The organism is Pseudomonas fluorescens (assembly GCF_000967965.1).
Lineage (GTDB): Bacteria > Pseudomonadota > Gammaproteobacteria > Pseudomonadales > Pseudomonadaceae > Aquipseudomonas > Aquipseudomonas grandcourensis.
In genome coordinates, this window is record NZ_LACC01000011.1 from 57,154 (window position 1) to 78,985 (window position 21,832).

Consider the following 21,832-nt stretch of genomic DNA (forward strand, 5'->3'; position numbering starts at 1 on the left):
CGACGATGCCTTTTTCATGAACAGGCCTTCATCATGCACAGACGCCAATTGCTCAACCTGATTCTGGCCAGTGCGGCCTTCGCTTTACCCTTCGGCGCGGCGGCTACGCAAATTCGTAATGCACGGCTCTGGCGCTCGGACGGGAAGCTCAGGCTGGTGTTCGATCTGAGCAGACCCGTGCAGTACAAGACCTTCTCATTGAGTGCCCCGGAGCGGCTGATCATCGACCTCAGTGGCGCCGGCCTCGGCGGCGATTTCAGTCAGCTGGCCCTGGGCGATGGCGTGATCCGTTCGATTCGATCCGGGCATTTCGGCAGGGGCGATACGCGGATCGTCCTCGACCTCCGTGAGCCGGTACTGCTCAACAGCTTCCTGTTGCCGCCCCAGGATGGGCAGGGACACCGGCTGGTGCTAGATCTGAAAACCAGCGCGCCGTTGCCATCGCCGTCTCCTGTAGCGCCAGCAGTGGCCACGGCCAAGGCCCATCCCATGCGCGACATCATCGTGGTGGTCGATCCCGGCCATGGTGGCAAGGATCCGGGGGCGATCGGGGCCAAGGGCGAGCGTGAGAAAGACGTGGTGCTGTCCATCGCTCAGTTGCTGGCCAAACGTCTGAAACGCGAAAAAGGCTTCGACGTGAAACTGGTGCGCAATGACGATTTCTTCGTGCCGTTGCGCAAGCGCGTGGACATCGCCCGCAAGCACAATGCCGACATGTTCATCTCGGTGCATGCCGATGCGGCACCGCGTCTCACGGCATCAGGCGCGTCGGTGTACTGCCTGTCCGAAGGAGGGGCGACCTCCGCCACGGCGCGCTTCATGGCGCAACGAGAGAACGGCGCGGACCTGCTGGGCGCGACGAGCCTGCTCAATCTCAAGGACAAGGATCCGATGCTCGCCGGTGTCATTCTCGATATGTCGATGAACGCCACCCTCGCCGCCAGCCTGGCGCTGGGCAATACCGTGCTCGGTAGCCTGGCGGGCATCACCACCTTGCATCAGAAGCGTGTAGAGCAGGCCGGATTCGCGGTGTTGAAGTCGCCGGATGTGCCGTCGATCCTGGTGGAAACCGGCTTCATCTCCAATGCCCGCGACAGTCAGCGGCTGGTGACCGCACGCCATCAGCAGGCGGTGGCTGACGGCTTGTTCGAAGGGTTACAGCGCTACTTTCAGAAAAATCCGCCAATCAACAGCTACCTCGCCTGGCAGCAGGAGCAGAAAAACAAGCCGGCCTAACAGCCAGCGATCCGGCTGCAGGTGAACCTGGCGCTGCTTCCGCCGGAGCTGGAAAACCGGTTGATCGTGGTCCAGCCGACGCGCCGGTTGTAGCCGACCCAGGCCTCGCCATCGGAAGCGATACCGGTGAAAAACGTTAGCTGGCCGTAGCGACTGTTGGTCTGCGCCCAATAGCGTTTTCCGGCCGTTTCGAAACCCCGCAGATAGAGGGTGCTACCGGCGGTGTTGACGCTGTAGGCGTTGCCATCTGCATCCACGCAGGCCAGCAGATTGGCGCTGCGGGTGCATTTGGCCAGGCTCGGGATCTGGGCCGTCGCGTCGGCCGCCATCAGCAGGGAAAGCATGATCAATGCAGGTTTAAGGGCGTTGCGCATGGGCTTTCTCACGAGGGGAGCGGTGTTCAGCATCCTGTCCTTTTCCCTGCCGGGCAAGAGGGGATGGTTTATTTGTGTTGTTACAGTATAGCATTGTGTAGGCCCGACACAGCGACCGGGCATCCCTGTGAGGAATATGCAGATGTCCAATCGACTCCCCGTGACCGTTCTCTCCGGCTTTCTAGGCGCCGGAAAAAGTACACTTCTTAATTACATACTACGTAATCGCGATGGATTGCGGGTTGCAGTCATCGTCAACGATATGAGCGAAATCAACGTCGATGGCACCGAAGTCCAGCGCGATGTCAGCCTTAATCGCGCTGAAGAACGGTTGGTGGAGATGAGTAACGGGTGTATTTGCTGTACGTTACGTGAAGACTTGCTGGAGGAGGTGAGTCAACTCGCCAGGGACGGTCGCTTCGACTATCTGCTGATCGAGTCCACCGGTATTTCCGAACCGCTGCCGGTGGCGGAAACCTTCACTTTCCGCGATGAAGACGGCCAGAGCCTCAACGACATCGCCCGTCTCGACACCATGGTCACGGTGGTCGATGGCATGAACTTCCTGCTCGATTACCAGGCTGCCGAAAGCCTGGCTTCCCGAGGAGAAACCCTTGGGGAGGAAGACGAACGTTCGATTACCGATCTGTTGATCGAGCAGGTCGAGTTCGCCGATGTGATTTTGCTCAGCAAGATCGACTTGATCAGCAAACACCAGCGCGAAGAATTGATCGCCATTCTTGAGCGGCTCAACGCCCGGGCGGAAATCATTCCGATGGCGATGGGAGAAATCCCCTTGAACAAGATTCTCAACACCGGTCGTTTTGACTTCGAAAAGGCTGCCCAGGCGCCGGGATGGTTGCAGGAGTTGCGCGGCGAACACGTGCCGGAAACCGAAGAATACGGAATCGCTTCCAGTGCTTACCGGGCTCGCCGGCCGTTCCATCCACAGCGTTTCTTCAACTTCATCGACGGTCCTTGGGACAACGGCAAGCTGCTGCGCTCCAAGGGCTTCTTCTGGCTGGCGAGCAAGCACATGGACGCCGGCAGCTGGTCTCAGGCCGGTGGATTGATGCGCTATGGCTTTGCCGGGCGCTGGTGGCGTTTCGTACCGAAAAACCAATGGCCCCAGGACGAAGAAAGTACCACCGGGATCATGAAAAACTGGACTGCTGACAGCGGGGACTGTCGCCAGGAACTGGTGTTCATCGGCCAGAACATCGACTTCACGCAACTCACGGCCGAGCTGGACGCATGCCTGCTGACCGATGAGGAAATGGCGCTGGGGGTAGAGGGCTGGCGTTTGCTGCCTGATCCATTCGGCCCTTGGTATGAAGAGGCTGCCTGATCCACTATTGGCGCTTCAAGGCTTGAGCCAGGTGCCCTGGCTCTGGGCCTCGCAGTACGGCTGCAAATACGCCGCGTCGGTGGCAACGCCGTAATAGTGAATATCCTGTCGGTAGGGCATATTGGCAACTTGGGCGTTGCTGCAGATACCAAATGCGCCGCCGGGACATTGATCGACATACTGCACATCGACTTTCTGCCCCGCCAGTTTCGGTTGGCAGAAACCATCGGCGAAGAGTTTTGGCGGGATGTTGCGGTTCTGCTGGCAAACCTGGACATCAAGTCGCTCGCCCTGGCTGTGAACCACACAAGCCTGGGCCAGCGCCTCGCCTGAAACGAGTGCCAGGAGCAACGACAAGCCGATCAACCGCATCCACCACCTCCTCAGAAATCATCAACCATGCTGCAGAATATCCCCACTCATGTCATTGCCGGCCCCTTGGGCGCCGGCAAGACCAGCCTGATCAAGCACCTGCTGGCCCAGCGCCCGGCTGGCGAGCGGTGGGCGGTGTTGATCAACGAGTTTGGCCAGATCGGTCTCGACGCTGCACTACTGACCCGGGACGCCGATGGTATCGCACTGGGGGAAGTGGCCGGGGGCTGCTTGTGTTGCGTCAACGGTGCGCCGTTTCAGATTGGTCTTGGGCGCTTATTGCGCAAGGCGCAACCGGATCGATTGTTCATCGAGCCCTCCGGGTTGGGGCATCCGGCGCAGTTGCTCAGACAATTGAGCGAAGCACCGTGGCAAGGTGTGTTGGCTGTCCAGCCTTGTGTGCTGGTGTTGGATGCCCAGTCGCTCGCCGCTGGCAAACCGCTGCCGGATGTTCAACAGCAAGCGCTGGGCCATGCGGGACTGCTGCTGTTGAACAAGTCTGAAGGTCTCGACGAAGACAGTCGCCAGCGGATCGCCGGGCAATTGCCGCCGCTCCCCCTGTGCTGGACGCAACAGGCGGCTTTACCCTTGAGCGAGCTGCCGGGGCTGAATGCCAAAGCGCGGGCAGGTGTGGATAACTTCATCTTGCCCAAGGGATTGGCGCAGCTGCCGGCGGTCTGGAGCGATCCCGCATTGCCCATTTGCTTGAGTCAGGAACAGGACGGAGGCTGGAGCATCGGATGGCGTTGGCACCCAAGCCAGGTGTTTGATGCCACTCTGGTTGGCCGGTGGCTTGAATGCCTTGCCTGGAGGCGGGCAAAGCTGGTTATCCACAGTACCCACGGCTGGATCTCGGCGAACGCGGTGGATAACTCGGCGCTGGACTGGCAGCCCAGTGAATGGCGGCAGGATTCGCGTATCGAGCTGATTTTCAGTGAGGCGCAGAATGCAGAACGGCTGCAGCGTGAGCTGGCAGCGTGCCGATCCGGATCGGGTTAACGGCTCAAGGCCGCCACTTGGTATGGTCCTGACGCCACTGGCTCAGCTCGATCACTTCCGCACGAGGCTTCGCCACGTCGACCACCGGTTCGGTTTCGTCGAACGGGACCGGGTAGGGCGCCAGCTCAATCTGTGCGCTGTGAGCGCCGAACTGGGTGATGGTGCCGTTGTGGCGGGTTTCGCCGGTCACGGTGAATTCGAAGTTATACACACGGGCCAGGCGTCGCCGACCACTGGCATCCTTGATGAACGCGATTCTTTTCAAGGCCACGTTGCCGTCGAGCAATTCGATCCCGAGCTTGCCGCAATGCTGTTTTACCCGCTCCAGCGCGCGCTCGCGCAAGCCGTGGTTGTGCCATAGCCATGCGCCGGCAGTGGCGAACAGCATCAGCACGAATATATTTCCAAGGGTCAGCATCAACAGGGTGCTCCAACAAGATAGTGTCAGCTTAACTGCGTCGCTGGTCTGTCGTACAGGCTGTGTTTAGTCGCATACTGCGCGGCTAGAATTTCAATCGTTTTACGGAAATCCACCGCATGAAACGTACACCGCATTTGCTCGCTATCCAGTCCCACGTGGTATTCGGTCACGCCGGCAACAGTGCCGCGGTTTTCCCGATGCAACGGGTCGGGGTGAATGTCTGGCCGCTCAACACTGTGCAGTTCTCCAATCACACCCAGTACGGCCAGTGGGCCGGTGAAGTGCTGGCGCCGCACCAGATCCCCGACCTGGTCGAAGGCATTGCGGCGATTGGCGAACTGGGCAACTGCGATGCGGTGCTCTCCGGTTACCTCGGCAGTGCGGCCCAGGGCCGGGCGATCCTGACGGGTGTGGCGCGGATCAAGTCGATGAATCCCAAGGCGCTGTACCTGTGTGACCCGGTCATGGGGCATCCGGAGAAGGGCTGCAGTGTTCCGGCGGAAGTCAGTGATTTTCTGTTGGAAGAGGCCGCCGCCGTGGCGGACTTCATGTGCCCGAACCAGCTGGAGCTGGACAGCTTCTCCGGGCGCAAGCCGCAATCGCTGTTCGATTGCCTGGCAATGGCGCGTGCATTGCTGGTGCGTGGCCCGAAAGCAGTACTGGTCAAGCACCTGGACTACCCAGGCAAGTCGGCAGAGGTCTTCGAGATGCTGCTGGTGACGGCCGAAGGCAGCTGGCATTTGCAGCGCCCGTTGCTGGCGTTCCCGCGTCAGCCGGTAGGCGTGGGCGATCTGACGTCCGGCCTGTTCCTGGCCCGTGTGCTGTTGGGCGACAGCCTGGTGGCCGCGTTCGAGTTCACGGCGTCGGCGGTGCATGAGGTGCTGCTGGAAACCCAGGCCTGTGCCAGCTACGAGTTGGAACTGGTACGGGCTCAGGACCGGATTGCTCATCCGCGGGTGCGGTTCGAAGCGACCTCGATCAGTCTCTGATTGAGCGTTGAACCCATTCGCGAGCAAGCCCGCTCCCACACTGGATCTATGCAACACCAAAGATCAAATGTGGGAGCGGGCTTGCTCCGGGCGGTGATCCGACGAAGGCTATCTAGAGAACACCATCAACCTGCCTGAACGACTCAGACGTCGCCCTTGATCTCCTGATAGCGCTTTTCCGACTCCTGACGAATCTGCCGGCGCTGCTGGGCCTGCATGTAACGACGCTTGTCTTCGCTATTCTGCGGTTGCAGCGGTGGTACGGAGGCAGGTTTGCGCTGGTCATCCACCGCGACCATGGTGAAGAAACAACTGTTGGTGTGACGCACCGAGCGTTCGCGGATGTTCTCGGTCACTACTTTGATGCCCACCTCCATGGAGGTATTGCCGGTGTAGTTGACCGAGGCGAGAAAGGTCACCAGTTCGCCGACATGGATCGGCTCACGGAAAATGACCTGGTCCACCGACAGGGTCACCACATAGCGGCCGGCATAACGGCTGGCGCAGGCGTAGGCCACTTCGTCGAGGTATTTGAGCAGGGTGCCACCGTGGACATTGCCAGAGAAGTTGGCCATGTCGGGGGTCATCAATACCGTCATCGACAGCTGGGCGTTTCCGGGTTCCATAGCATTCTCACGGGTCAAGGCCAGGTTTGAGGGATGCACCTCTGCGGGTGCCTCGGCGGTTTTTTCAAACCAACAGTTATCGGGACGCCGGGTATAGGGTCGCCGTCACGCCGGATCGATCTGTTTCCATATATTGCACCGCCTTTCTGCCAGAAGTCGCGGTGTTACCCTGCAAAAAGCCCTGCCTCAAGGGCATTTCCTACGTGCAATTCCGATTTTTGTTCTGCTCGATCTGACTTTTCCTGCGTTCGGGGATCGAGCAATGCCACAAAGGGAGTCTCACGCCATGCATGCCATCAGTTTCATTCAGGATCTGGCAGTGATCATGTTGATCGCAGGTGTGGTCACCGTGGTTTTCCATCGCCTGAAACAACCGGTGGTGCTGGGGTACATCGTCGCCGGATTCATCATTGGTCCGCACACCCCGCCATTCGGCCTGATCCATGACGAAGAAACCATCAAGACCCTGGCCGAACTCGGTGTGATATTCCTGATGTTCTGCCTGGGCCTGGAATTCAGCCTGCGCAAGTTGTTCAAGGTCGGTGCCACGGCATTCATCGCGGCATTCCTGGAAATCGTGCTGATGATTTGGATCGGCTACGAGATTGGTCGCTGGTTCGACTGGAACACCATGGATTCTCTGTTCCTCGGCGCGATCCTGGCGATTTCCTCGACCACCATCATCGTCAAGGCGCTCAATGATCTGAAGCTGAAGAACGAGCGATTTGCCCAGTTGATTTTCGGAGTGCTGATCGTCGAGGACATTCTGGGCATCGGCATCATCGCGCTGCTGTCCAGCATCGCGGTCAGCGGTACGGTCAGCTCCGGCGAAGTGTTTTCCACGGTCGGCAAACTGTCGCTGTTCATGATCGTCGCGTTGGTCATCGGCATCCTGATGGTGCCGCGGCTGCTGGCCTACGTCGCCAGATTCGAAAGCAACGAAATGCTGCTGATCACGGTGCTGGGCCTGTGTTTTGGTTTCTGCCTGCTGGTAGTCAAGCTTGAATACAGCATGGTCCTCGGGGCATTCCTGATCGGCGCGATCATGGCTGAATCCCGGCAACTGCTGAAAATTGAACGACTGATTGAACCGGTTCGCGATCTTTTCAGCGCGATTTTCTTTGTGGCCATCGGGCTGATGCTCGATCCGGCGATCCTGCTTCAGTACGCCTGGCCAATCGCCGTAATCACCGTAGCCGTGGTGCTCGGCAAGATGTTGTCCTGCGGCCTTGGTGCATTTATCGCCGGCAATGACGGACGCACCTCGCTGCGGGTCGGGATGGGTCTTTCACAGATTGGCGAATTCTCTTTCATCATCGCGGCACTGGGAATGACGTTGCAGGTCACCAGCAACTTTCTGTACCCCGTGGCTGTGGCGGTTTCGGTGATCACGACCTTGCTGACGCCGTATCTGATTCGCGCGGCCGATCCATTGTCGATCAAGCTCGCCGGCGCCATGCCAGAACGCTTGGGACGGGTGTTGGGGATGTACGGCGAATGGTTGCGCAGCATCCAGCCTCAGGGTGAAGGCGCGTTGCTGGCATCCATGATTCGGCGGATCTTGCTGCAGGTGGGAGTCAATCTGGCGCTCGTGATCGCGATCTTCTTCTTGGGCGCGTACTTCGCCGAACGCATGTCGACTTACCTGCAAGGCTGGATCAGCGATCCGAGTTGGCAAAAGGCGTTGATCTGGGGTGGGGCGCTGTTGTTGTCGCTGCCTTTTTTGATTGCGGCGTACCGCAAGCTAAAGGCACTGTCGATGTTGCTGGCGGAAATGGGTGTGAAGCCGGAGATGGCTGGGCGCCACACGCAGCGAGTGCGCCGGGTGATCGCCGAAGTGATCCCGATCCTGTCACTGCTGGTGATCTTTTTGCTGTTGGCAGCCTTGTCGGCCAGTATTCTGCCGACCAACAAGTTGCTGGTGCTGATCGCCGTGGTCGCGGCCGCCGTGGCGGCGCTGCTGTGGCGTTGGTTCATTCGTGTGCATACGCGGATGCAGGTGGCGTTGCTGGAAACCCTCGACAATCACAAGGAGTCGTCCGGGCATTGACCACCCAGCGGCGTTGACTGGATCAGCTTTCCAGCCAGACGTCCCGCGCCCAGTGCCACACCGACTCCCAGGTCTCTTCGGCGATCAGTTCTTCTTCGGCCTGCCAAAGCACCACGGTGCCGTCTTCTTCGACGCAATAGTAGTCATCACCGTCCTGGCAGATCGGGATCAGGCTGCGATCGACGCCGGCGTCCCAGGCGTTGGCGGCAACGTCGGGCAGGTAGGTGTGGGATTGCGGGTCGGTCACGGTGACCGGTTCCAGGCTGCCGTAGACCACGTCGCTGACGGTCAGCAGAAACTCTCTGAATACGAATGGAATGTCGATGAACAGTTGTTCTTCGATTTCGACCAGAAGGTCTTCGTCGGGCAGTTCCAAGGGGACCGGTACCGGTTCGTTGGCTTCACGCAGTTGTTCGATGATTTCTTCCACGTCCGGGATCCTCTTGCTTGTATGGCGCGGTTTATATGGGGCGGTTTATACAGTAGCTTGCTATAGATGCAACCGCGAAATAGAAAACCCCGGCTGAGGCCGGGGTTTTGTTTACTGCAAGTGAAGTTCTGTCCGGAACGTGCCTGCGCGTCGATCATACGGCGTTAAAAACAGGCTCGGCACCTTCCGAATAGAACTACGCGGGATCAGCCGTTCTGGCGGATACCAGCTACCAGCCAAGGCTGGTTTTCGCCCTGTGCACGTTCCATGTTCCAGCTTTCGCTGAAGACTTCGCCCTGGTCGAAACGCGAGGTTTTCGACACGCCAGTGAACGTCAGGGTGGCGATGGTCTTGTCGGCGCGATCGTCCACACCGTCCAGCTGTACATTGAGGTTATCAATGTAGGTGGACTGGAAACCGTCGCCCAGGTCAGCACGCTCACGCTTGAGGAACTCCAGCATTTGCGGGGTCACGAACTCGGCGATCTTGTCCATTTCGTTGGCGTCCCAGTGCTGTTGCAGGGACTGGAAGTGATTGCGCGCCGCTTCGACGAAGTTTGTTTCGTTGAACCAGGCTGGCGCGTTGATCACCGGGCGAGCGGCAACAGGCGCTGCCGAGCCACCGAAGATCGAACCGCCGGCAGGCTTTTGTTCGAACCCCTCACGTTGCATCGGCGCGTGGCCGGCCGGAGCGTAATGCTCCTGCTGTTTGCGACGACGGGCGGCGATAAAGCGGAAGACCAGGAACGCAATGACGGCCATGATCAGGATGTCGAAGAACTGCATGCCCTGGAAGCCATCACCCATGAACATGGAGGCAAGCAGGCCACCGGCCGCGATACCGGCCAGAGGGCCGAGCCAGCGCGAAGCGCCACCGGCCTTGGCAGCGGCGCCAGCGGCACCGGCAGCACCAGCGGTCGCCGCAGCGCCGCCCATGCCTGGAGAAGAGGGAGCCATCTGGCTGGTCTGGTGAGTCGGCGCAGCGCCTGCGCTTTTGCCACCACCGAAGCGCTTGGCGGCATTGACATCGAGACTCATCGTCAGGCCGATGCACAACGCCATGGCGATGCTAAGAAAACGTTTCATAAAGGGAATTCCCATTTGTGGAAGGCACGCGCGCCATGTTGCACAGCTGAAGTGTTACTGGCTAGCGGCAGAGTGTTTCGGGCTTTTGCCTGACAGGTCATGTTCAGCTCCAGTCAGTGCAAGAGGGCCTTTTGACTTTGATCTGTCAGATGAGTGGACAGGGCTTGTAGGATGCTTGCCTAGCGTCGGAGGGCAAGCATGACCACCCCGGCCGTGATCAGGCCGATTCCGCCCCATTGGCGCAGGTCGAGTTTTTCGCCCAGCAGGACAACGCCAAGAACAGCCACCAGCACCACGCTGAGTTTGTCCACTGGGGCAACCAGTGACGCCGGGCCGACCTTGAGTGCGCGGAAATAGCAGATCCACGATGCACCGGTGGCAAGGCCCGATAACAGCAGGAACAGGTAGCTCTTCGCAGAGATCGATCCCAATGACTGATATTGGCCCGTGGCGTACAAAATCAAGGCCAGGCTGACCAACACCACTATCGTACGTAGCAGGGTGGCGAAGTCGGAATTGACGTTTTCGATGCCGACTTTCGCGAAAATGGCGGTCATTGCCGCGAATGCCGCCGATAACAGGGCCCAGAATGTCCAGGAGGAAAAGAAGCCTGAGCCCATCACATCGCACCTTTATATTCAGATATCGGCCTGGGGCCTGTGGGAGTGAGCTTGCTCCGGGCGGCGCTCCGACGATGACGGACTGACAGCCAGAAACAATGTCGACTGATTTACCGCTATCGCGAGCAAGCTCGCTCCCACAGAAAAGCTAGATTGCTTCCAGCTTCGCATACCCCAGCATCAGCCACTTACTGCCTTCGCTGAAGTTCACCTGCACCCGGGCCTGAGCCCCGGCACCTTCGAAGTTGAGGATCACGCCGTCACCGAAGATCGAGTGGCGCACAGTCTGGCCCAGGCTGAAGCCGGTTTCCGGAATCTCGCTGCCGCTGAACAGGTTGCTGCCACTCATCGACTGGTTGCCACCGAACGGACGGCTGACGCTATTGGATAGCCGAACCTCCTGAATCAGGCCTTTCGGAACTTCGCGTACGAAGCGCGAGACCTTATTGTAGGTCTCGCTGCCATAAAGGCGTCGGGTTTCAGCGTAGGTCATCACCAGGTTCTGCATGGCCCGGGTGATGCCTACGTAGGCCAGACGACGTTCTTCCTCAAGGCGACCGGGTTCTTCCAGGCTCATCTTGTGCGGGAACAGGCCTTCTTCCATGCCCACCAGGAACACGTAAGGGAATTCCAGGCCCTTGGCGCTGTGCAGGGTCATCAGTTGAATGCTGTCTTCGTGCTCGTCGGCCTGAGTGTCGCCGGCTTCCAGCGATGCGTGACCGAGGAACGCTGCCAATGGCGTCAGGTCTTCGTCCTCTTCGCTGTTTTCGAAGTTGCGCGCGGCGCTGACCAGTTCCTCAAGGTTTTCTACCCGGGCCTGGCCTTTCTCGCCTTTTTCCGCTTCGTGATAGGCGATCAGCCCCGACTGCTCGATGACAGTCTGGGTCATCAGGTGCAGTGGCATTTCCATGCACTTGGCGGCGAGGTTCTCGATCAGCTCGATAAATGCGCCAAGGGCGCCGGCCGCACGACCGGTCAGGCCTTTGTTGGCCACCAGTTGGCGCATCGCTTCCCACATCGACACATCGCTGTGGCGCGCGTGGTCGCGGATCGCTTCGACGGTTTTCTCGCCGATGCCACGGGCCGGCACGTTGATCACCCGCTCGAGCGCGGCATCGTTACCGCGGCCTTCGAGCAAGCGCAGGTAAGCCATGGCGTTCTTGATTTCAGCACGTTCGAAGAAGCGCTGACCGCCATAGATGCGGTAGGGAATGCGCTCGCGCAGCAAGGCTTCTTCCAAAACCCGCGATTGGGCGTTGGAGCGGTACAGAATCGCGATATCGCTACGTGACAAGCCGGTTTTCAGCGCACTTTCGATGGTTTCGACAACGTAGCGTGCTTCGTCGTGCTCGTTGAAGGCGGCGTACAGGTTGATCGCTTCGCCTTCGCCGCCGTCTGTCCACAGCTCTTTGCCCAGGCGCCCGGTGTTATTGGCGATCAAGGCGTTGGCAGCCTTCAGGATGCCGGCGGTGGAGCGATAGTTTTGCTCCAGGCGAATGGTTTCGGCGTCCGGGAAGTCTTCGGAATACTGGTAGATGTTCTCGATTTTCGCGCCGCGCCAGCCGTAGATCGACTGGTCATCGTCGCCTACGACCATCAGGCTGTCGCCACCCTTGGCCAGCAGGCGCAACCAGGCGTATTGCACGGCGTTGGTGTCCTGGAACTCGTCCACCAGGATGTGCCGGAAGCGCTTTTGATAGTGAGCGAGCAGGCCTGGGTGATCGCGCCACAGATCGAGGGCGCGCAGCAGCAATTCGGAGAAATCGATGACGCCCGCACGCAGGCAGGCAGCCTCGTAGGCTTCATAGATGCCGCGCATGGTCGCCAGGAACAGGTCGCCGCTGGCCTGGATGTGTTGCGGGCGCAGGCCTTCGTCTTTCTGGCCGTTGATGAACCATTGGGCCTGACGGGCCGGCCAGCGCTGTTCGTCCAGGCCGAGCTCGCGGATCACCCGCTTGACCAACCGCTGCTGGTCATCGCTGTCGAGAATCTGGAAGGTCTGGCTCAGGCCCGCTTCCTGCCAGTGTGCCCGCAACAAGCGGTGCGCCAGGCCGTGGAAGGTGCCGACCCACATGCCGGCCGGGTTGATACCCATCAACTGCTCGATGCGCTGGCGCATCTCGGCAGCAGCCTTGTTGGTGAAGGTCACCGACAGGATGGAGTGGGGAGACGCGTTTTCGACCTGGATCAACCAGGCGATACGGTGCACCAGCACTCGGGTTTTACCGGAACCAGCACCGGCCAGGACCAACTGACGACCCACGGGGGCTGCTACGGCCTGGCGTTGGGCATCGTTGAGGGAGTTCAGCAGAAGGGAGAGATCATCGCGCATCGGGGCATTCTAGGGGGCCGCGACACACCGGGCAAACCCCGCTTCGCTTTAACCGATGAAAGTTATGCGAAGGACGACCGGTCAGTCATCGGCTGCAGGCGTTGGCGGAGCGTGACTTCAGCATTTTCAGTGGCGTCGGCGGCCGAAAAATTTGGCGATTTATTGATCAGCAACAGTTTGGTCCGGGCAATTGCTTGTGTATGCTCCGAGCAGTTTCGGGCACATGCTCATCATTATAAGAACAAGAACATCGCCTATGACCCTCAGCTTCGACCTGTCGGGCCCCACTGTGGAGCCCCGGGTGATCCGTAAACAGTACGCCATGGAAATGGCGGTCGAACGCACTCGCCTGTTGTATCAAGGCTCGCTGCTGCCCACGTTATTCATGCTGATCAATGGCCTGGTCTGTGCCGGTTTGCTCTGGAGCCCGCAGCGCTATTTCCTGGTCAGTGTCTGGCTGGTGTGGTTGTTGTCTTTGGTGGCATTGCGGGTGATTCAGGTCGCAGCCTTCGATTCGGCCATTCCCAACCGTCAGGCCCATCCCATTTGGCGACGGATGTTTTTGCTGGGCTCCGGTCTCACCGGTCTGACCCTGGCCGGTGCCGGCATCGCCCTGGTTCCCGCCGATAACTTCATTCAGCAAGCCTGGGTTTTCGGTCTCATCGGTGCTGCGGCGCTCTCGGCCAGCGTGGCTTATGCGGTCAGCTTGCCGGCCTTTCTGTCATTCACCTTGCCCTGCCTGTTGCCAGCCATCGCCTATATGTTTTGGGGAGCTGACGAACAGCAGCACGGTTGGGGCTGGTTCGGGTTGATTCTGCTCGGTGCATTGAGCGTGGTTGCCTGGCAGGTCAATCGATTGATCGATCGGGGCTTGATGCGGCGCTTTCAGAACCAGGCACTGATCGAGCATCTGCAGCAGGCGCAAAGCTGCAGTGATCAGCTCAATCAGAAACTGGCCAAGGAGATAGAACAGCGTCGACGTGCCGAGGACGAGTTGCGAGAGATCCAGGTCGACCTGGAAAACCGTGTCGCTCAGCGCAGCCTGGAGCTGGACGCCGCCAACCAGGCGTTGAGCAAGAGTGAGGCGCGTCTGGCGCTGGCATTGAAGGCCAGCGAGTTGGGGTTGTGGGACTGGAACCTGCAAACCGACGAAGTCCATCACACGCAGATTCAGGAACTGTTCGGCCTGGAACCGGAGCAGGTCACGGCAATACTGCGTCACCTCAAGCCGCGCCTTCATCCCGAGGATCTTCCTGCGCTGAAAAGGGCGCTGGTCGAGCATTTGAAGGGCCGCACCGAGGACTATCAAATCGAGTATCGCGTACGGCATGGCGACGGCCACTGGGTCTGGATCGAAGACCGCGGGCGGGCGGTCGAGCGTACCGAAAACGGCCGGGTGATTCGCATGGTCGGCACTCGCCGCGACATCAGCGTCAGCAAAGGCCTGGAAGAGCAGCAACAACTGGCGGCGACCGTGTTCGAGGCGGCCAGCGAAGGGATCGTGATTTTCGATCCGAACTATGCCCTGATCGCGATCAATCAAGCCTTCAGTCGGGTGACCGGCTATGACATCGAGGACATGATCGGGCGCAATGTCATTGAGTTGCCATGCAGTCGCGATGCGCGTCGGCATTACGCCGCAATACATCAGGCGCTGGAGCAGCAAGGAAGCTGGCAGGGCGAATTGGTGGAAACCCGCAAGAACGGCGAGATGTATCCGCAATGGCTGCAACTGAATGCTGTGCGCGATACCCGGGGAAATGTGAGCCATATTGTGGGCTTCTTCGCCGATCTCTCAGCCCGTCGAGAATCCGAAGAGCGCATGCGCTATCTGACCCATTACGACGAACTTACCGGTCTGGCCAACCGCGCGATGTTCCGCGAACGACTCAGCGAGGCTCATCAACGAGTGCGACAGGGCGGTTATCGCAGCCTGGCGTTGCTGCACATCAATCTCGATCGGTTCAAGCAACTCAACGACAGCCTGGGACATGAAGTCGCCGACCAGTTGTTGCAGAAAATGGCCCGGCGACTGGTGAATGCGTTACCTGAAGCAGACACCATCGCGCGCCTTTCTGGTGATGAGTTTGCCGTGCTGTTCAATTCCTACGGCAACCTTTCGAGCCTGGCCCGGGTGGCGACTCGTCTGGCGAACAAATTACGTTTGCCGGTGACCATTGACGGGCATGAGCTGGTGGTCAGCGCGTCGATGGGCATCAGCCTGTTGCCGGACAGCGCGCGGGAAATATCGGCATTGGTCAATCAGTCGAACATGGCGATGCAGCACGCCAAACACCTGGGTGGCGATAATTTCCAGTTTTACACCGACAGTTTGCAAGCCAGCACGCTGGAGCGTTTGCAACTGGAAAACCACCTGCGCAAAGCCATCGAAGACAAACAGTTGAAGGTGTTTTACCAACCGAAACTGTGCCTTGCCACTGGCAGGTTGAATGCCGCCGAAGCCTTGGTGCGTTGGGATCATCCGACCATGGGCCGCGTGCCGCCGGGGGATTTCATCGGCCTGGCCGAAGAAACCGGATTGATCGGCCCGATCGGTGAGTTCGTGTTGCGGCAGGCCTGCTGGCAAGCCTGTGAGTGGCAACGGCAGGGGCTCGAAGCGATTCGGGTGTCGGTCAATCTCTCGGTGCATCAATTGCGCCAGGGCAAGCTGGTCAGTCTAGTGCGCCAAGTCCTGGAGGAAACCGGGCTGGCACCGCACTATCTGGAGTTGGAGCTCACCGAAAGCCAGTTGTTGGACAGCGTCGAGCACATCATCGCGACGTTCCAGCAGTTGCGTGATCTCGGGGTGAAACTGGCCATTGACGATTTTGGCACCGGTTATTCATCGCTGAGCTATCTCAAGCGGATCCCGGTGGATTACGTGAAGATTGATCAGGCGTTTATCCGTGGCTTGGGTGAAGGCAGTGAAGACGCGGCGATTACCCGGGCAATCATTGCCATGGCTCACGGCTTGAAGCTGAAGGTCGTGGCGGAAGGAGTGGAGCGCGCAGAACAGCTTGAGTTCCTGAAAACCGAGCGCTGCGATGAAGTACAGGGCTATTTGATCAGCCGCCCGGTCGAGGCCGAGACGTTGGCCGGCTTGCTGCACGCGCAAGCCGCAAGCTGACGAGGATACATAAGGCGCTTTTGTCCATTAAAACGCGCACTCGGCGCACCAGGACGGGCGCCATGGCTGCTACATGAAGCGCGGGCACCTGAAATCGAGGGATTCGGTAACGCATTGAGCAGGCAAAAAGCCAATTCATGTAGTATAACTACAAGCGTGCTACATCCCCGGCACCTGCCAATAACAAAGAGTCCAGCCCTTTGAACCTGCTGCAACACATCGCCCAGTCTCGCCACCTGTTACGCAAGTCGGAGCTCAAGGTCGCCGACCATGTGCTGCTTGATCCTGCGGCCGTGATGCACAGCTCCATGGCCGACCTGGCCCACAGCGTGGGCATCAGTGAACCGACCATCGTGCGTTTTTGCCGTGCCATCGGTTGTTCCGGCTTTCAGGACCTGAAGCTGAAGCTGGCCCAGAGCCTGGCGGCAGGTGCGAGTTTTGGTCAGTTTGCGATCCATGAGGATGACTCGGTCGCCGACTACAGCCTGAAAATTTTCGACACCACCCTGCACACGCTGATGGAGGTTCGCGAGAAGCTCGATCCGCTGGAACTGCAGCGGGCGGTGACGCTGATGTCCCAAGCCCAGCGTGTCGAGTTCTACGGCTTCGGCGCCTCCGGTGCGGTAGCGGCGGACGCCCAGCACAAGTTCTTCCGCTTGCTGCTCACCGCTGCGGCGTATTCCGACCCGCACATGCAGGCGATGTCGGCCGTGACACTCAAGCCAACCGACGTGGCGATCTGCATTTCCCAGTCCGGGCGTTCCAAGGACCTGCTGATCACCGCCAACCTGGTGCGCGAAAGTGGTGCCTCGTTGATCACCCTGTGCCCGAGCCAGACGCCGTTGGCCGAGTTGTCTACGGTCAATCTGGCGATCGATGTGCATGAAGACACTGAAATATATACGCCGCTGACTTCGCGTATCGCCCACCTGGTGGTGATCGACGTGCTGGCGATGGGCGTGGCCATGGCCCGTGGCCCGAGCCTGGTCAACCACCTCAAGAGCGTCAAGCGCAGCCTGCGCAGCTTGCGCTTGTCGCCCAAGTCGGTGAAGGCGTTGGACGATTGATTTCAAGGCTGGCACCGACCCTGTGGCGAGGGAGCTTGCTCCCGCTCGGCTGCGCAGCAGTCGCAAAATCCTAGGGTCGCTTCGCAACCCAGCGGGAGCAAGCTCCCTCGCCACGGCACCCAACAAACTTTCATCAGTCTGTAACGCCCAAGCCGCCAAACCGTCATCCCCCGCGCCTAGATTGAAACTCCCGTACTCGCCTTGGGAGACTCGAAATGGCCATGCCCTACGAAGAACGCAACAGCGCTGTCAAAACCCGCCGTCAGCAAGAAGATCAGCGCCGCATGGAATTCCGCCGCGCCATCGAAGATCGCTGCGAACGCCGTCAGCTACTGGCCGAAATTGGCGATTTTCCGGAGTTGGAACTCAATTTCTGGCAGGCATCTCCCTCGGCGTCCCGTCGAAACGCTCAACCAGCGCGCTGATCTGAATCCGTTCGCTGCGGATAAACGCCAGGAAGGCGTGAGCCACCGGTGACAGGCGTTTCGCCTTGGCCTGCACCAGGCACCAACTGCGAAACAGTGGAAGCTCTTCGACCGGTAGCTCGATCAGTCCACCGGTAGCCAGCTCAAGGCTCAGGGCGTGGCGCGTCAACAGCGCAACGCCCAGGCCTGCCAGCACACATTCACGCTGTGCTTCGGCAGACGAGACCTCCTGGGTCTGGTTGAAGTGCACGCGCTTCTCTTTGAAGTATTCTTCGCACGCCAGCCGCGTCCCGGAGCCCTGCTCACGCAGCAGCAGTGTGTAGGGCTCGAGATCCTGCAGGCGCAGCGGCCCCATATGACACAACGGGTGATCCGGTGGCGCCACGGCGACGATCGGGTTGTTCAGGAACGGCAGGAATTCCAGGCCCATGTCCTGAGGCACCATGGACATGATCACCAGGTCATCGCGGTTGTCCGACAGACGCCGAATGACCTGACCGCGATTGACCACCGTCAGTTGCAGGTTCACTTCCGGGTGCTGGCGTTTGAATGCGGCAAACAGATGCGGCACGAAATATTTGGCGCTGGATTCAATCGCCAGTTTCAGTTGCCCCTGCAACGAGCCCTGCATGTCCGACAGCTGCATGTCGAGGTTTTCCAGGCGCCCGAAAATATCCCGACTGGCCCGCTGTAACGCTTCAGCGGCTTCGGTCATGTAGAGTTTCTTGCCGACGTAATCGAACAAAGGCTGGCCAATCAGCTCTTCAAGTTGACGAATCTGTAGGCTGACGGCAGGTTGTGTGAGCGACATTTCCTCGGCCGCGCGGCTGTAGGACCGCAAATCACAGACCTCGTTGAAGATCTGCAATTGCCGCAAAGTCATACGCATCAATGACTTACGCATTATCTGGTCGCTCTCGTCGCTGGCTGGTGAATCAACTATAAGTCTTTACTTATGCACGACCCAATTTTTATTCATTTTTGTTAATCCCTTGTGGGCGCTAGTGTGGACCTGCGACCAAATTGAAACATTTGGTCACGCGTCGACCTGGGTCTAGCAGGTCGTGGGTACCACCGGCTCAAGGGAAACTCCAAGTGATAACAAAGATCCTGATCGCCAACCGTGGTGAGATTGCCGTACGAATCGTACGTGCCTGCGCCGAAATGGGCATTCGCTCGGTCGCGATCTACTCCGATGCCGACCGTCATGCCTTGCACGTCAAGCGTGCGGACGAGGCCCACAGCATTGGTGCCGAACCGCTGGCCGGTTACCTGAACCCGCGCAAGCTGGTGAACCTGGCGGTGGAAACCGGTTGCGATGCACTGCACCCCGGCTATGGCTTCCTTTCGGAAAACGCCGAGCTGGCGGAGATCTGCGCCGAACGCGGGATCAAATTCATTGGCCCGTCGGCTGAAGTCATTCGCCGCATGGGCGACAAGACCGAAGCCCGCCGCAGCATGATCAAGGCCGGCGTACCGGTGACCCCAGGCACCGAAGGCAACGTGTCGGGCATCGAAGAAGCCCTGACCGAAGGCGATCGCATCGGTTACCCGGTGATGCTCAAGGCTACTTCCGGTGGTGGCGGCCGCGGCATTCGTCGCTGCAACAGTCGTGAAGAACTCGAACAGGCTTTCCCGCGGGTCATTTCCGAAGCCACCAAGGCGTTCGGTTCGGCGGAAGTGTTCCTGGAAAAATGCATCGTCAATCCAAAGCACATCGAAGCACAGATTCTTGGCGACAGCTTCGGCAACGTGGTGCACCTGTTCGAGCGTGACTGCTCGATCCAGCGCCGTAACCAGAAGCTGATCGAGATTGCCCCGAGCCCGCAACTGACCCCTGAACAGCGCGCCTATATCGGCGACCTGTCGGTGCGCGCAGCCAAGGCCGTGGGCTACGAGAACGCCGGCACCGTGGAGTTCCTGCTCGCCGAGGGCGAGGTGTACTTCATGGAGATGAACACCCGGGTGCAGGTGGAACACACCATCACCGAAGAAATCACGGGCATCGACATTGTCCGCGAGCAGATTCGCATTGCGTCCGGCCTGCCGCTTTCGGTGAAACAGGAAGACATCCAGCACCGTGGTTTCGCCCTGCAATTCCGGATCAACGCCGAAGACCCGAAGAACAACTTCCTGCCGAGCTTCGGCAAGATCACCCGTTATTACGCACCCGGCGGTCCCGGCGTACGTACCGACACGGCGATCTATACCGGCTACACCATCCCGCCGTACTACGACTCCATGTGCCTGAAACTGGTGGTGTGGGCGCTGACCTGGGAAGAGGCGATGGACCGTGGCTTGCGCGCCCTCGACGACATGCGTCTGCAAGGGGTCAAGACCACCGCCGCGTACTACCAGGAAATCCTGCGTAACCCGGAATTCCGTAGCGGCCAGTTCAACACCAGCTTCGTTGAAAGCCACCCTGAACTGACCAACTACTCGATCAAGCGCAAACCCGAAGAGCTGGCCCTGGCCATCGCCGCCGCCATCGCCGCCCACGCAGGCCTGTGAGGAATAGAACAATGAGCAAGCAAATCCACGTTACCGACACGATCCTGCGCGACGCCCACCAATCGCTGCTCGCGACCCGCATGCGCACCGAAGACATGCTGCCGATCTGCGACAAGCTCGACAAAGTCGGCTACTGGTCGCTGGAGTGCTGGGGCGGCGCGACGTTCGACGCCTGCGTACGCTTCCTGAAAGAAGATCCGTGGGAGCGTCTGCGCCAACTGCGTGCCGCGCTGCCTAACACTCGCCTGCAAATGCTGTTGCGCGGTCAGAACCTGCTGGGCTACCGCCACTACAGCGACGACGTGGTCAAGGCCTTCGTCGCCAAGGCAGCGGTCAACGGCATCGACGTGTTCCGCATCTTCGACGCCATGAACGACGTGCGTAACCTGCGCGTGGCCATCGAAGCGGTGAAAGCCGCCGGCAAACATGCCCAGGGCACCATCGCCTACACCACCAGCCCGGTGCACACCATTGAGGCCTTCGTGAACCAGGCCAAGCAAATGGAAGCCATGGGTTGCGACTCGGTGGCGATCAAGGACATGGCTGGCCTGCTGACCCCGTACGCCACCGGCGAACTGGTCAAGGCTCTGAAAGCCGAGCAATCGCTGCCAGTGTTCATTCACTCCCACGACACCGCTGGCCTGGCTGCGATGTGCCAAATGAAGGCCATCGAAAACGGTGCCGATCACATCGACACCGCGATCTCCAGCTTCGCCTGGGGCACCAGCCACCCGGGCACCGAGTCGATGGTCGCCGCCCTTAAAGGCAGCGAGTTCGACACCGGCCTGAACCTGGAACTGCTGCAAGAGATCGGTCTGTACTTCTACGCCGTGCGCAAGAAGTACCATCAGTTCGAAAGCGAATTCACCGCCGTCGACACCCGTGTTCAAGTCAACCAGGTACCGGGCGGGATGATTTCCAACCTGGCCAACCAATTGAAAGAGCAGGGCGCACTCAATCGCATGAGCGAAGTGCTGGCCGAAATCCCGCGGGTTCGTGAAGACCTCGGCTTCCCGCCGCTGGTGACCCCGACTTCGCAGATCGTCGGCACCCAGGCGTTCTTCAACGTGCTGGCCGGCGAGCGCTACAAGACCATCACCAATGAAGTGAAGCTGTACCTGCAAGGTGGCTACGGCAAGGCGCCGGGCACCGTGAATGAACAACTGCGCCGCCAGGCCATCGGCAGCGAAGAAGTGATCGACGTTCGCCCGGCCGATCTGCTCAAGCCGGAAATGGCCAAGCTGCGTGCCGACATCGGCGCATTGGCCAAGTCTGAAGAAGACGTGCTGACCTTCGCCATGTTCCCGGACATCGGTCGCAAGTTCCTCGAAGAGCGTGCTGCGGGCACCCTGACGCCGGAAGTGCTGTTGCCGATTCCTGACGCCGGCGGCGTCGCCTCGGCTGGCGGCGAAGGCGTGCCAACCGAATTCGTCATCGACGTTCACGGCGAAACCTACCGCGTCGACATCACCGGTGTCGGCGTCAAGGCCGAAGGCAAGCGTCACTTCTACCTGTCCATCGACGGCATGCCGGAAGAGGTGGTGTTCGAGCCGCTCAACGAATTCGTCGGCGGCGGCGGCAGCAAGCGCAAGCAAGCCACTGCACCGGGTCACGTCAGCACCACCATGCCGGGCAACATCGTCGACGTGCTGGTCAAGGAAGGCGACACCGTAAAGGCCGGCCAGGCCGTGTTGATCACCGAAGCGATGAAGATGGAAACCGAAGTCCAGGCAGCCATCGCCGGTAAAGTCACCGCCATTCATGTGGCCAAGGGCGACCGGGTGAACCCGGGCGAGATCCTGATCGAGATCGAAGGCTGA

Annotated in this window: 19 protein-coding genes; 10 read left to right on the forward strand and 9 right to left on the reverse strand. The window is 59.6% G+C overall.

Annotation, left to right across the window (positions count from 1 at the left end; all coding sequences use genetic code 11):
* Window positions 1-33: 33 nt before the first annotated feature.
* A complete protein-coding gene (locus VC35_RS07275) occupies window positions 34-1,236 on the forward strand; it encodes an N-acetylmuramoyl-L-alanine amidase (RefSeq protein WP_046038842.1) in 1,203 nt (400 codons plus the stop codon).
* Here VC35_RS07275 and VC35_RS07280 read toward each other — a convergent pair.
* Entirely contained in the window at window positions 1,233-1,610 is a 378-nt protein-coding gene (locus VC35_RS07280; RefSeq protein ID WP_046038844.1) for a hypothetical protein, read from the reverse strand. The two genes, VC35_RS07275 and VC35_RS07280, sit on opposite strands and share 4 nt — an antisense overlap.
* A 142-nt stretch (window positions 1,611-1,752) precedes the next feature.
* Here VC35_RS07280 and zigA point away from each other — a divergent pair, with 142 nt between their 5' ends.
* Complete coding sequence (zigA, locus tag VC35_RS07285) at window positions 1,753-2,958, forward strand: zinc metallochaperone GTPase ZigA (RefSeq protein WP_046038846.1); 1,206 nt, start codon at window positions 1,753-1,755, stop codon at window positions 2,956-2,958.
* Window positions 2,959-2,973: 15 nt separating this feature from the next.
* Here zigA and VC35_RS07290 read toward each other — a convergent pair whose 3' ends face one another.
* Window positions 2,974-3,330 (reverse strand): hypothetical protein, encoded by a 357-nt coding sequence (locus VC35_RS07290; RefSeq protein WP_046038848.1) that lies wholly within the window; start codon window positions 3,328-3,330, stop codon window positions 2,974-2,976.
* Between the two features lie 27 nt (window positions 3,331-3,357).
* On the opposite strand from VC35_RS07290, the gene VC35_RS07295 reads away from it, so the two are divergent.
* Entirely contained in the window at window positions 3,358-4,329 is a 972-nt protein-coding gene (locus VC35_RS07295; RefSeq protein WP_046038850.1) for a CobW family GTP-binding protein, read from the forward strand.
* 4 nt (window positions 4,330-4,333) lie between these two features.
* On the opposite strand, the gene VC35_RS07300 is transcribed toward VC35_RS07295, so the two are convergent.
* Window positions 4,334-4,747, reverse strand: coding sequence for a DUF3301 domain-containing protein (locus tag VC35_RS07300; RefSeq protein WP_046038851.1), 414 nt, complete (start codon window positions 4,745-4,747; stop codon window positions 4,334-4,336).
* A gap of 119 nt (window positions 4,748-4,866) precedes the next feature.
* Between VC35_RS07300 and pdxY the strand changes: the two genes are divergently transcribed.
* The gene (pdxY, locus tag VC35_RS07305) at window positions 4,867-5,739 is read left to right on the forward strand and encodes a pyridoxal kinase PdxY (RefSeq protein WP_046038853.1); all 873 of its coding nucleotides are present in this window, start codon (window positions 4,867-4,869) and stop codon (window positions 5,737-5,739) included.
* A gap of 143 nt (window positions 5,740-5,882) precedes the next feature.
* Here the strand turns inward: pdxY and VC35_RS07310 are convergent, their stop codons facing one another.
* Window positions 5,883-6,365, reverse strand: coding sequence for an acyl-CoA thioesterase (locus VC35_RS07310; protein WP_046038855.1), 483 nt, complete (start codon window positions 6,363-6,365; stop codon window positions 5,883-5,885).
* Window positions 6,366-6,651: 286 nt separating this feature from the next.
* Between VC35_RS07310 and VC35_RS07315 the strand changes: the two genes are divergently transcribed.
* Window positions 6,652-8,415, forward strand: coding sequence for a cation:proton antiporter (locus VC35_RS07315; RefSeq protein WP_046038857.1), 1,764 nt, complete (start codon window positions 6,652-6,654; stop codon window positions 8,413-8,415).
* 22 nt (window positions 8,416-8,437) lie between these two features.
* Here the strand turns inward: VC35_RS07315 and VC35_RS07320 are convergent, their stop codons facing one another.
* The 4 genes from VC35_RS07320 to uvrD form a co-directional block, all read right to left on the reverse strand.
* Window positions 8,438-8,845, reverse strand: coding sequence for an SMI1/KNR4 family protein (locus VC35_RS07320; protein ID WP_003187120.1), 408 nt, complete (start codon window positions 8,843-8,845; stop codon window positions 8,438-8,440).
* Window positions 8,846-9,051: 206 nt separating this feature from the next.
* Entirely contained in the window at window positions 9,052-9,930 is an 879-nt protein-coding gene (locus VC35_RS07325; RefSeq protein ID WP_046038859.1) for a Tim44 domain-containing protein, read from the reverse strand.
* Window positions 9,931-10,109: 179 nt separating this feature from the next.
* Window positions 10,110-10,550 (reverse strand): EamA family transporter, encoded by a 441-nt coding sequence (locus VC35_RS07330; protein ID WP_007971691.1) that lies wholly within the window; start codon window positions 10,548-10,550, stop codon window positions 10,110-10,112.
* A 148-nt stretch (window positions 10,551-10,698) separates the two neighbouring features.
* Window positions 10,699-12,882 carry a DNA helicase II gene (gene uvrD, locus VC35_RS07335; protein WP_046038860.1) on the reverse strand — a complete coding sequence of 728 codons (2,184 nt, stop codon included), beginning with the start codon at window positions 12,880-12,882 and terminating at the stop codon, window positions 10,699-10,701.
* A gap of 256 nt (window positions 12,883-13,138) precedes the next feature.
* Here uvrD and VC35_RS07340 point away from each other — a divergent pair, with 256 nt between their 5' ends.
* The 3 genes from VC35_RS07340 to VC35_RS07350 all read left to right on the forward strand — a co-directional run bounded on the left by VC35_RS07340 (window position 13,139) and on the right by VC35_RS07350 (window position 17,501).
* Window positions 13,139-16,009 carry an EAL domain-containing protein gene (locus tag VC35_RS07340; RefSeq protein ID WP_046038862.1) on the forward strand — a complete coding sequence of 957 codons (2,871 nt, stop codon included), beginning with the start codon at window positions 13,139-13,141 and terminating at the stop codon, window positions 16,007-16,009.
* A gap of 200 nt (window positions 16,010-16,209) precedes the next feature.
* Window positions 16,210-17,076: a transcriptional regulator HexR gene (gene hexR / locus VC35_RS07345; protein ID WP_007954250.1), complete on the forward strand. Its 867-nt coding sequence runs from the start codon at window positions 16,210-16,212 to the stop codon at window positions 17,074-17,076.
* A 215-nt stretch (window positions 17,077-17,291) separates the two neighbouring features.
* A complete protein-coding gene (locus tag VC35_RS07350) occupies window positions 17,292-17,501 on the forward strand; it encodes a PA3496 family putative envelope integrity protein (protein WP_046038865.1) in 210 nt (69 codons plus the stop codon).
* Here VC35_RS07350 and VC35_RS07355 read toward each other — a convergent pair.
* Window positions 17,443-18,405: a LysR family transcriptional regulator gene (locus tag VC35_RS07355; RefSeq protein ID WP_046038866.1), complete on the reverse strand. Its 963-nt coding sequence runs from the start codon at window positions 18,403-18,405 to the stop codon at window positions 17,443-17,445. The genes VC35_RS07350 and VC35_RS07355 overlap by 59 nt on opposite strands.
* Before the next feature lie 191 nt (window positions 18,406-18,596).
* Here VC35_RS07355 and VC35_RS07360 point away from each other — a divergent pair, with 191 nt between their 5' ends.
* Both VC35_RS07360 and oadA read left to right on the forward strand, forming a co-directional pair.
* Window positions 18,597-20,012: an acetyl-CoA carboxylase biotin carboxylase subunit gene (locus VC35_RS07360; RefSeq protein WP_046038868.1), complete on the forward strand. Its 1,416-nt coding sequence runs from the start codon at window positions 18,597-18,599 to the stop codon at window positions 20,010-20,012.
* A gap of 11 nt (window positions 20,013-20,023) precedes the next feature.
* A complete protein-coding gene (gene oadA, locus VC35_RS07365; protein ID WP_046038870.1) occupies window positions 20,024-21,832 on the forward strand; it encodes a sodium-extruding oxaloacetate decarboxylase subunit alpha in 1,809 nt (602 codons plus the stop codon).

Coding starts and splice junctions, on each gene's coding strand:
- VC35_RS07275 (WP_046038842.1), top strand. CDS start 34: ATGCACAGACGCCAATTGCTCAACCTGATTCTGGCCAGTGCGGCCTTC.
- VC35_RS07280 (WP_046038844.1), bottom strand. CDS start 1,610: ATGCGCAACGCCCTTAAACCTGCATTGATCATGCTTTCCCTGCTGATG.
- zigA (WP_046038846.1), top strand. CDS start 1,753: ATGTCCAATCGACTCCCCGTGACCGTTCTCTCCGGCTTTCTAGGCGCC.
- VC35_RS07290 (WP_046038848.1), bottom strand. CDS start 3,330: ATGCGGTTGATCGGCTTGTCGTTGCTCCTGGCACTCGTTTCAGGCGAG.
- VC35_RS07295 (WP_046038850.1), top strand. CDS start 3,358: ATGCTGCAGAATATCCCCACTCATGTCATTGCCGGCCCCTTGGGCGCC.
- VC35_RS07300 (WP_046038851.1), bottom strand. CDS start 4,747: ATGCTGACCCTTGGAAATATATTCGTGCTGATGCTGTTCGCCACTGCC.
- pdxY (WP_046038853.1), top strand. CDS start 4,867: ATGAAACGTACACCGCATTTGCTCGCTATCCAGTCCCACGTGGTATTC.
- VC35_RS07310 (WP_046038855.1), bottom strand. CDS start 6,365: ATGGAACCCGGAAACGCCCAGCTGTCGATGACGGTATTGATGACCCCC.
- VC35_RS07315 (WP_046038857.1), top strand. CDS start 6,652: ATGCATGCCATCAGTTTCATTCAGGATCTGGCAGTGATCATGTTGATC.
- VC35_RS07325 (WP_046038859.1), bottom strand. CDS start 9,930: ATGAAACGTTTTCTTAGCATCGCCATGGCGTTGTGCATCGGCCTGACG.
- VC35_RS07330 (WP_007971691.1), bottom strand. CDS start 10,550: ATGGGCTCAGGCTTCTTTTCCTCCTGGACATTCTGGGCCCTGTTATCG.
- uvrD (WP_046038860.1), bottom strand. CDS start 12,882: ATGCGCGATGATCTCTCCCTTCTGCTGAACTCCCTCAACGATGCCCAA.
- VC35_RS07340 (WP_046038862.1), top strand. CDS start 13,139: ATGACCCTCAGCTTCGACCTGTCGGGCCCCACTGTGGAGCCCCGGGTG.
- VC35_RS07350 (WP_046038865.1), top strand. CDS start 17,292: ATGGCCATGCCCTACGAAGAACGCAACAGCGCTGTCAAAACCCGCCGT.
- VC35_RS07355 (WP_046038866.1), bottom strand. CDS start 18,405: ATGCGTAAGTCATTGATGCGTATGACTTTGCGGCAATTGCAGATCTTC.
- oadA (WP_046038870.1), top strand. CDS start 20,024: ATGAGCAAGCAAATCCACGTTACCGACACGATCCTGCGCGACGCCCAC.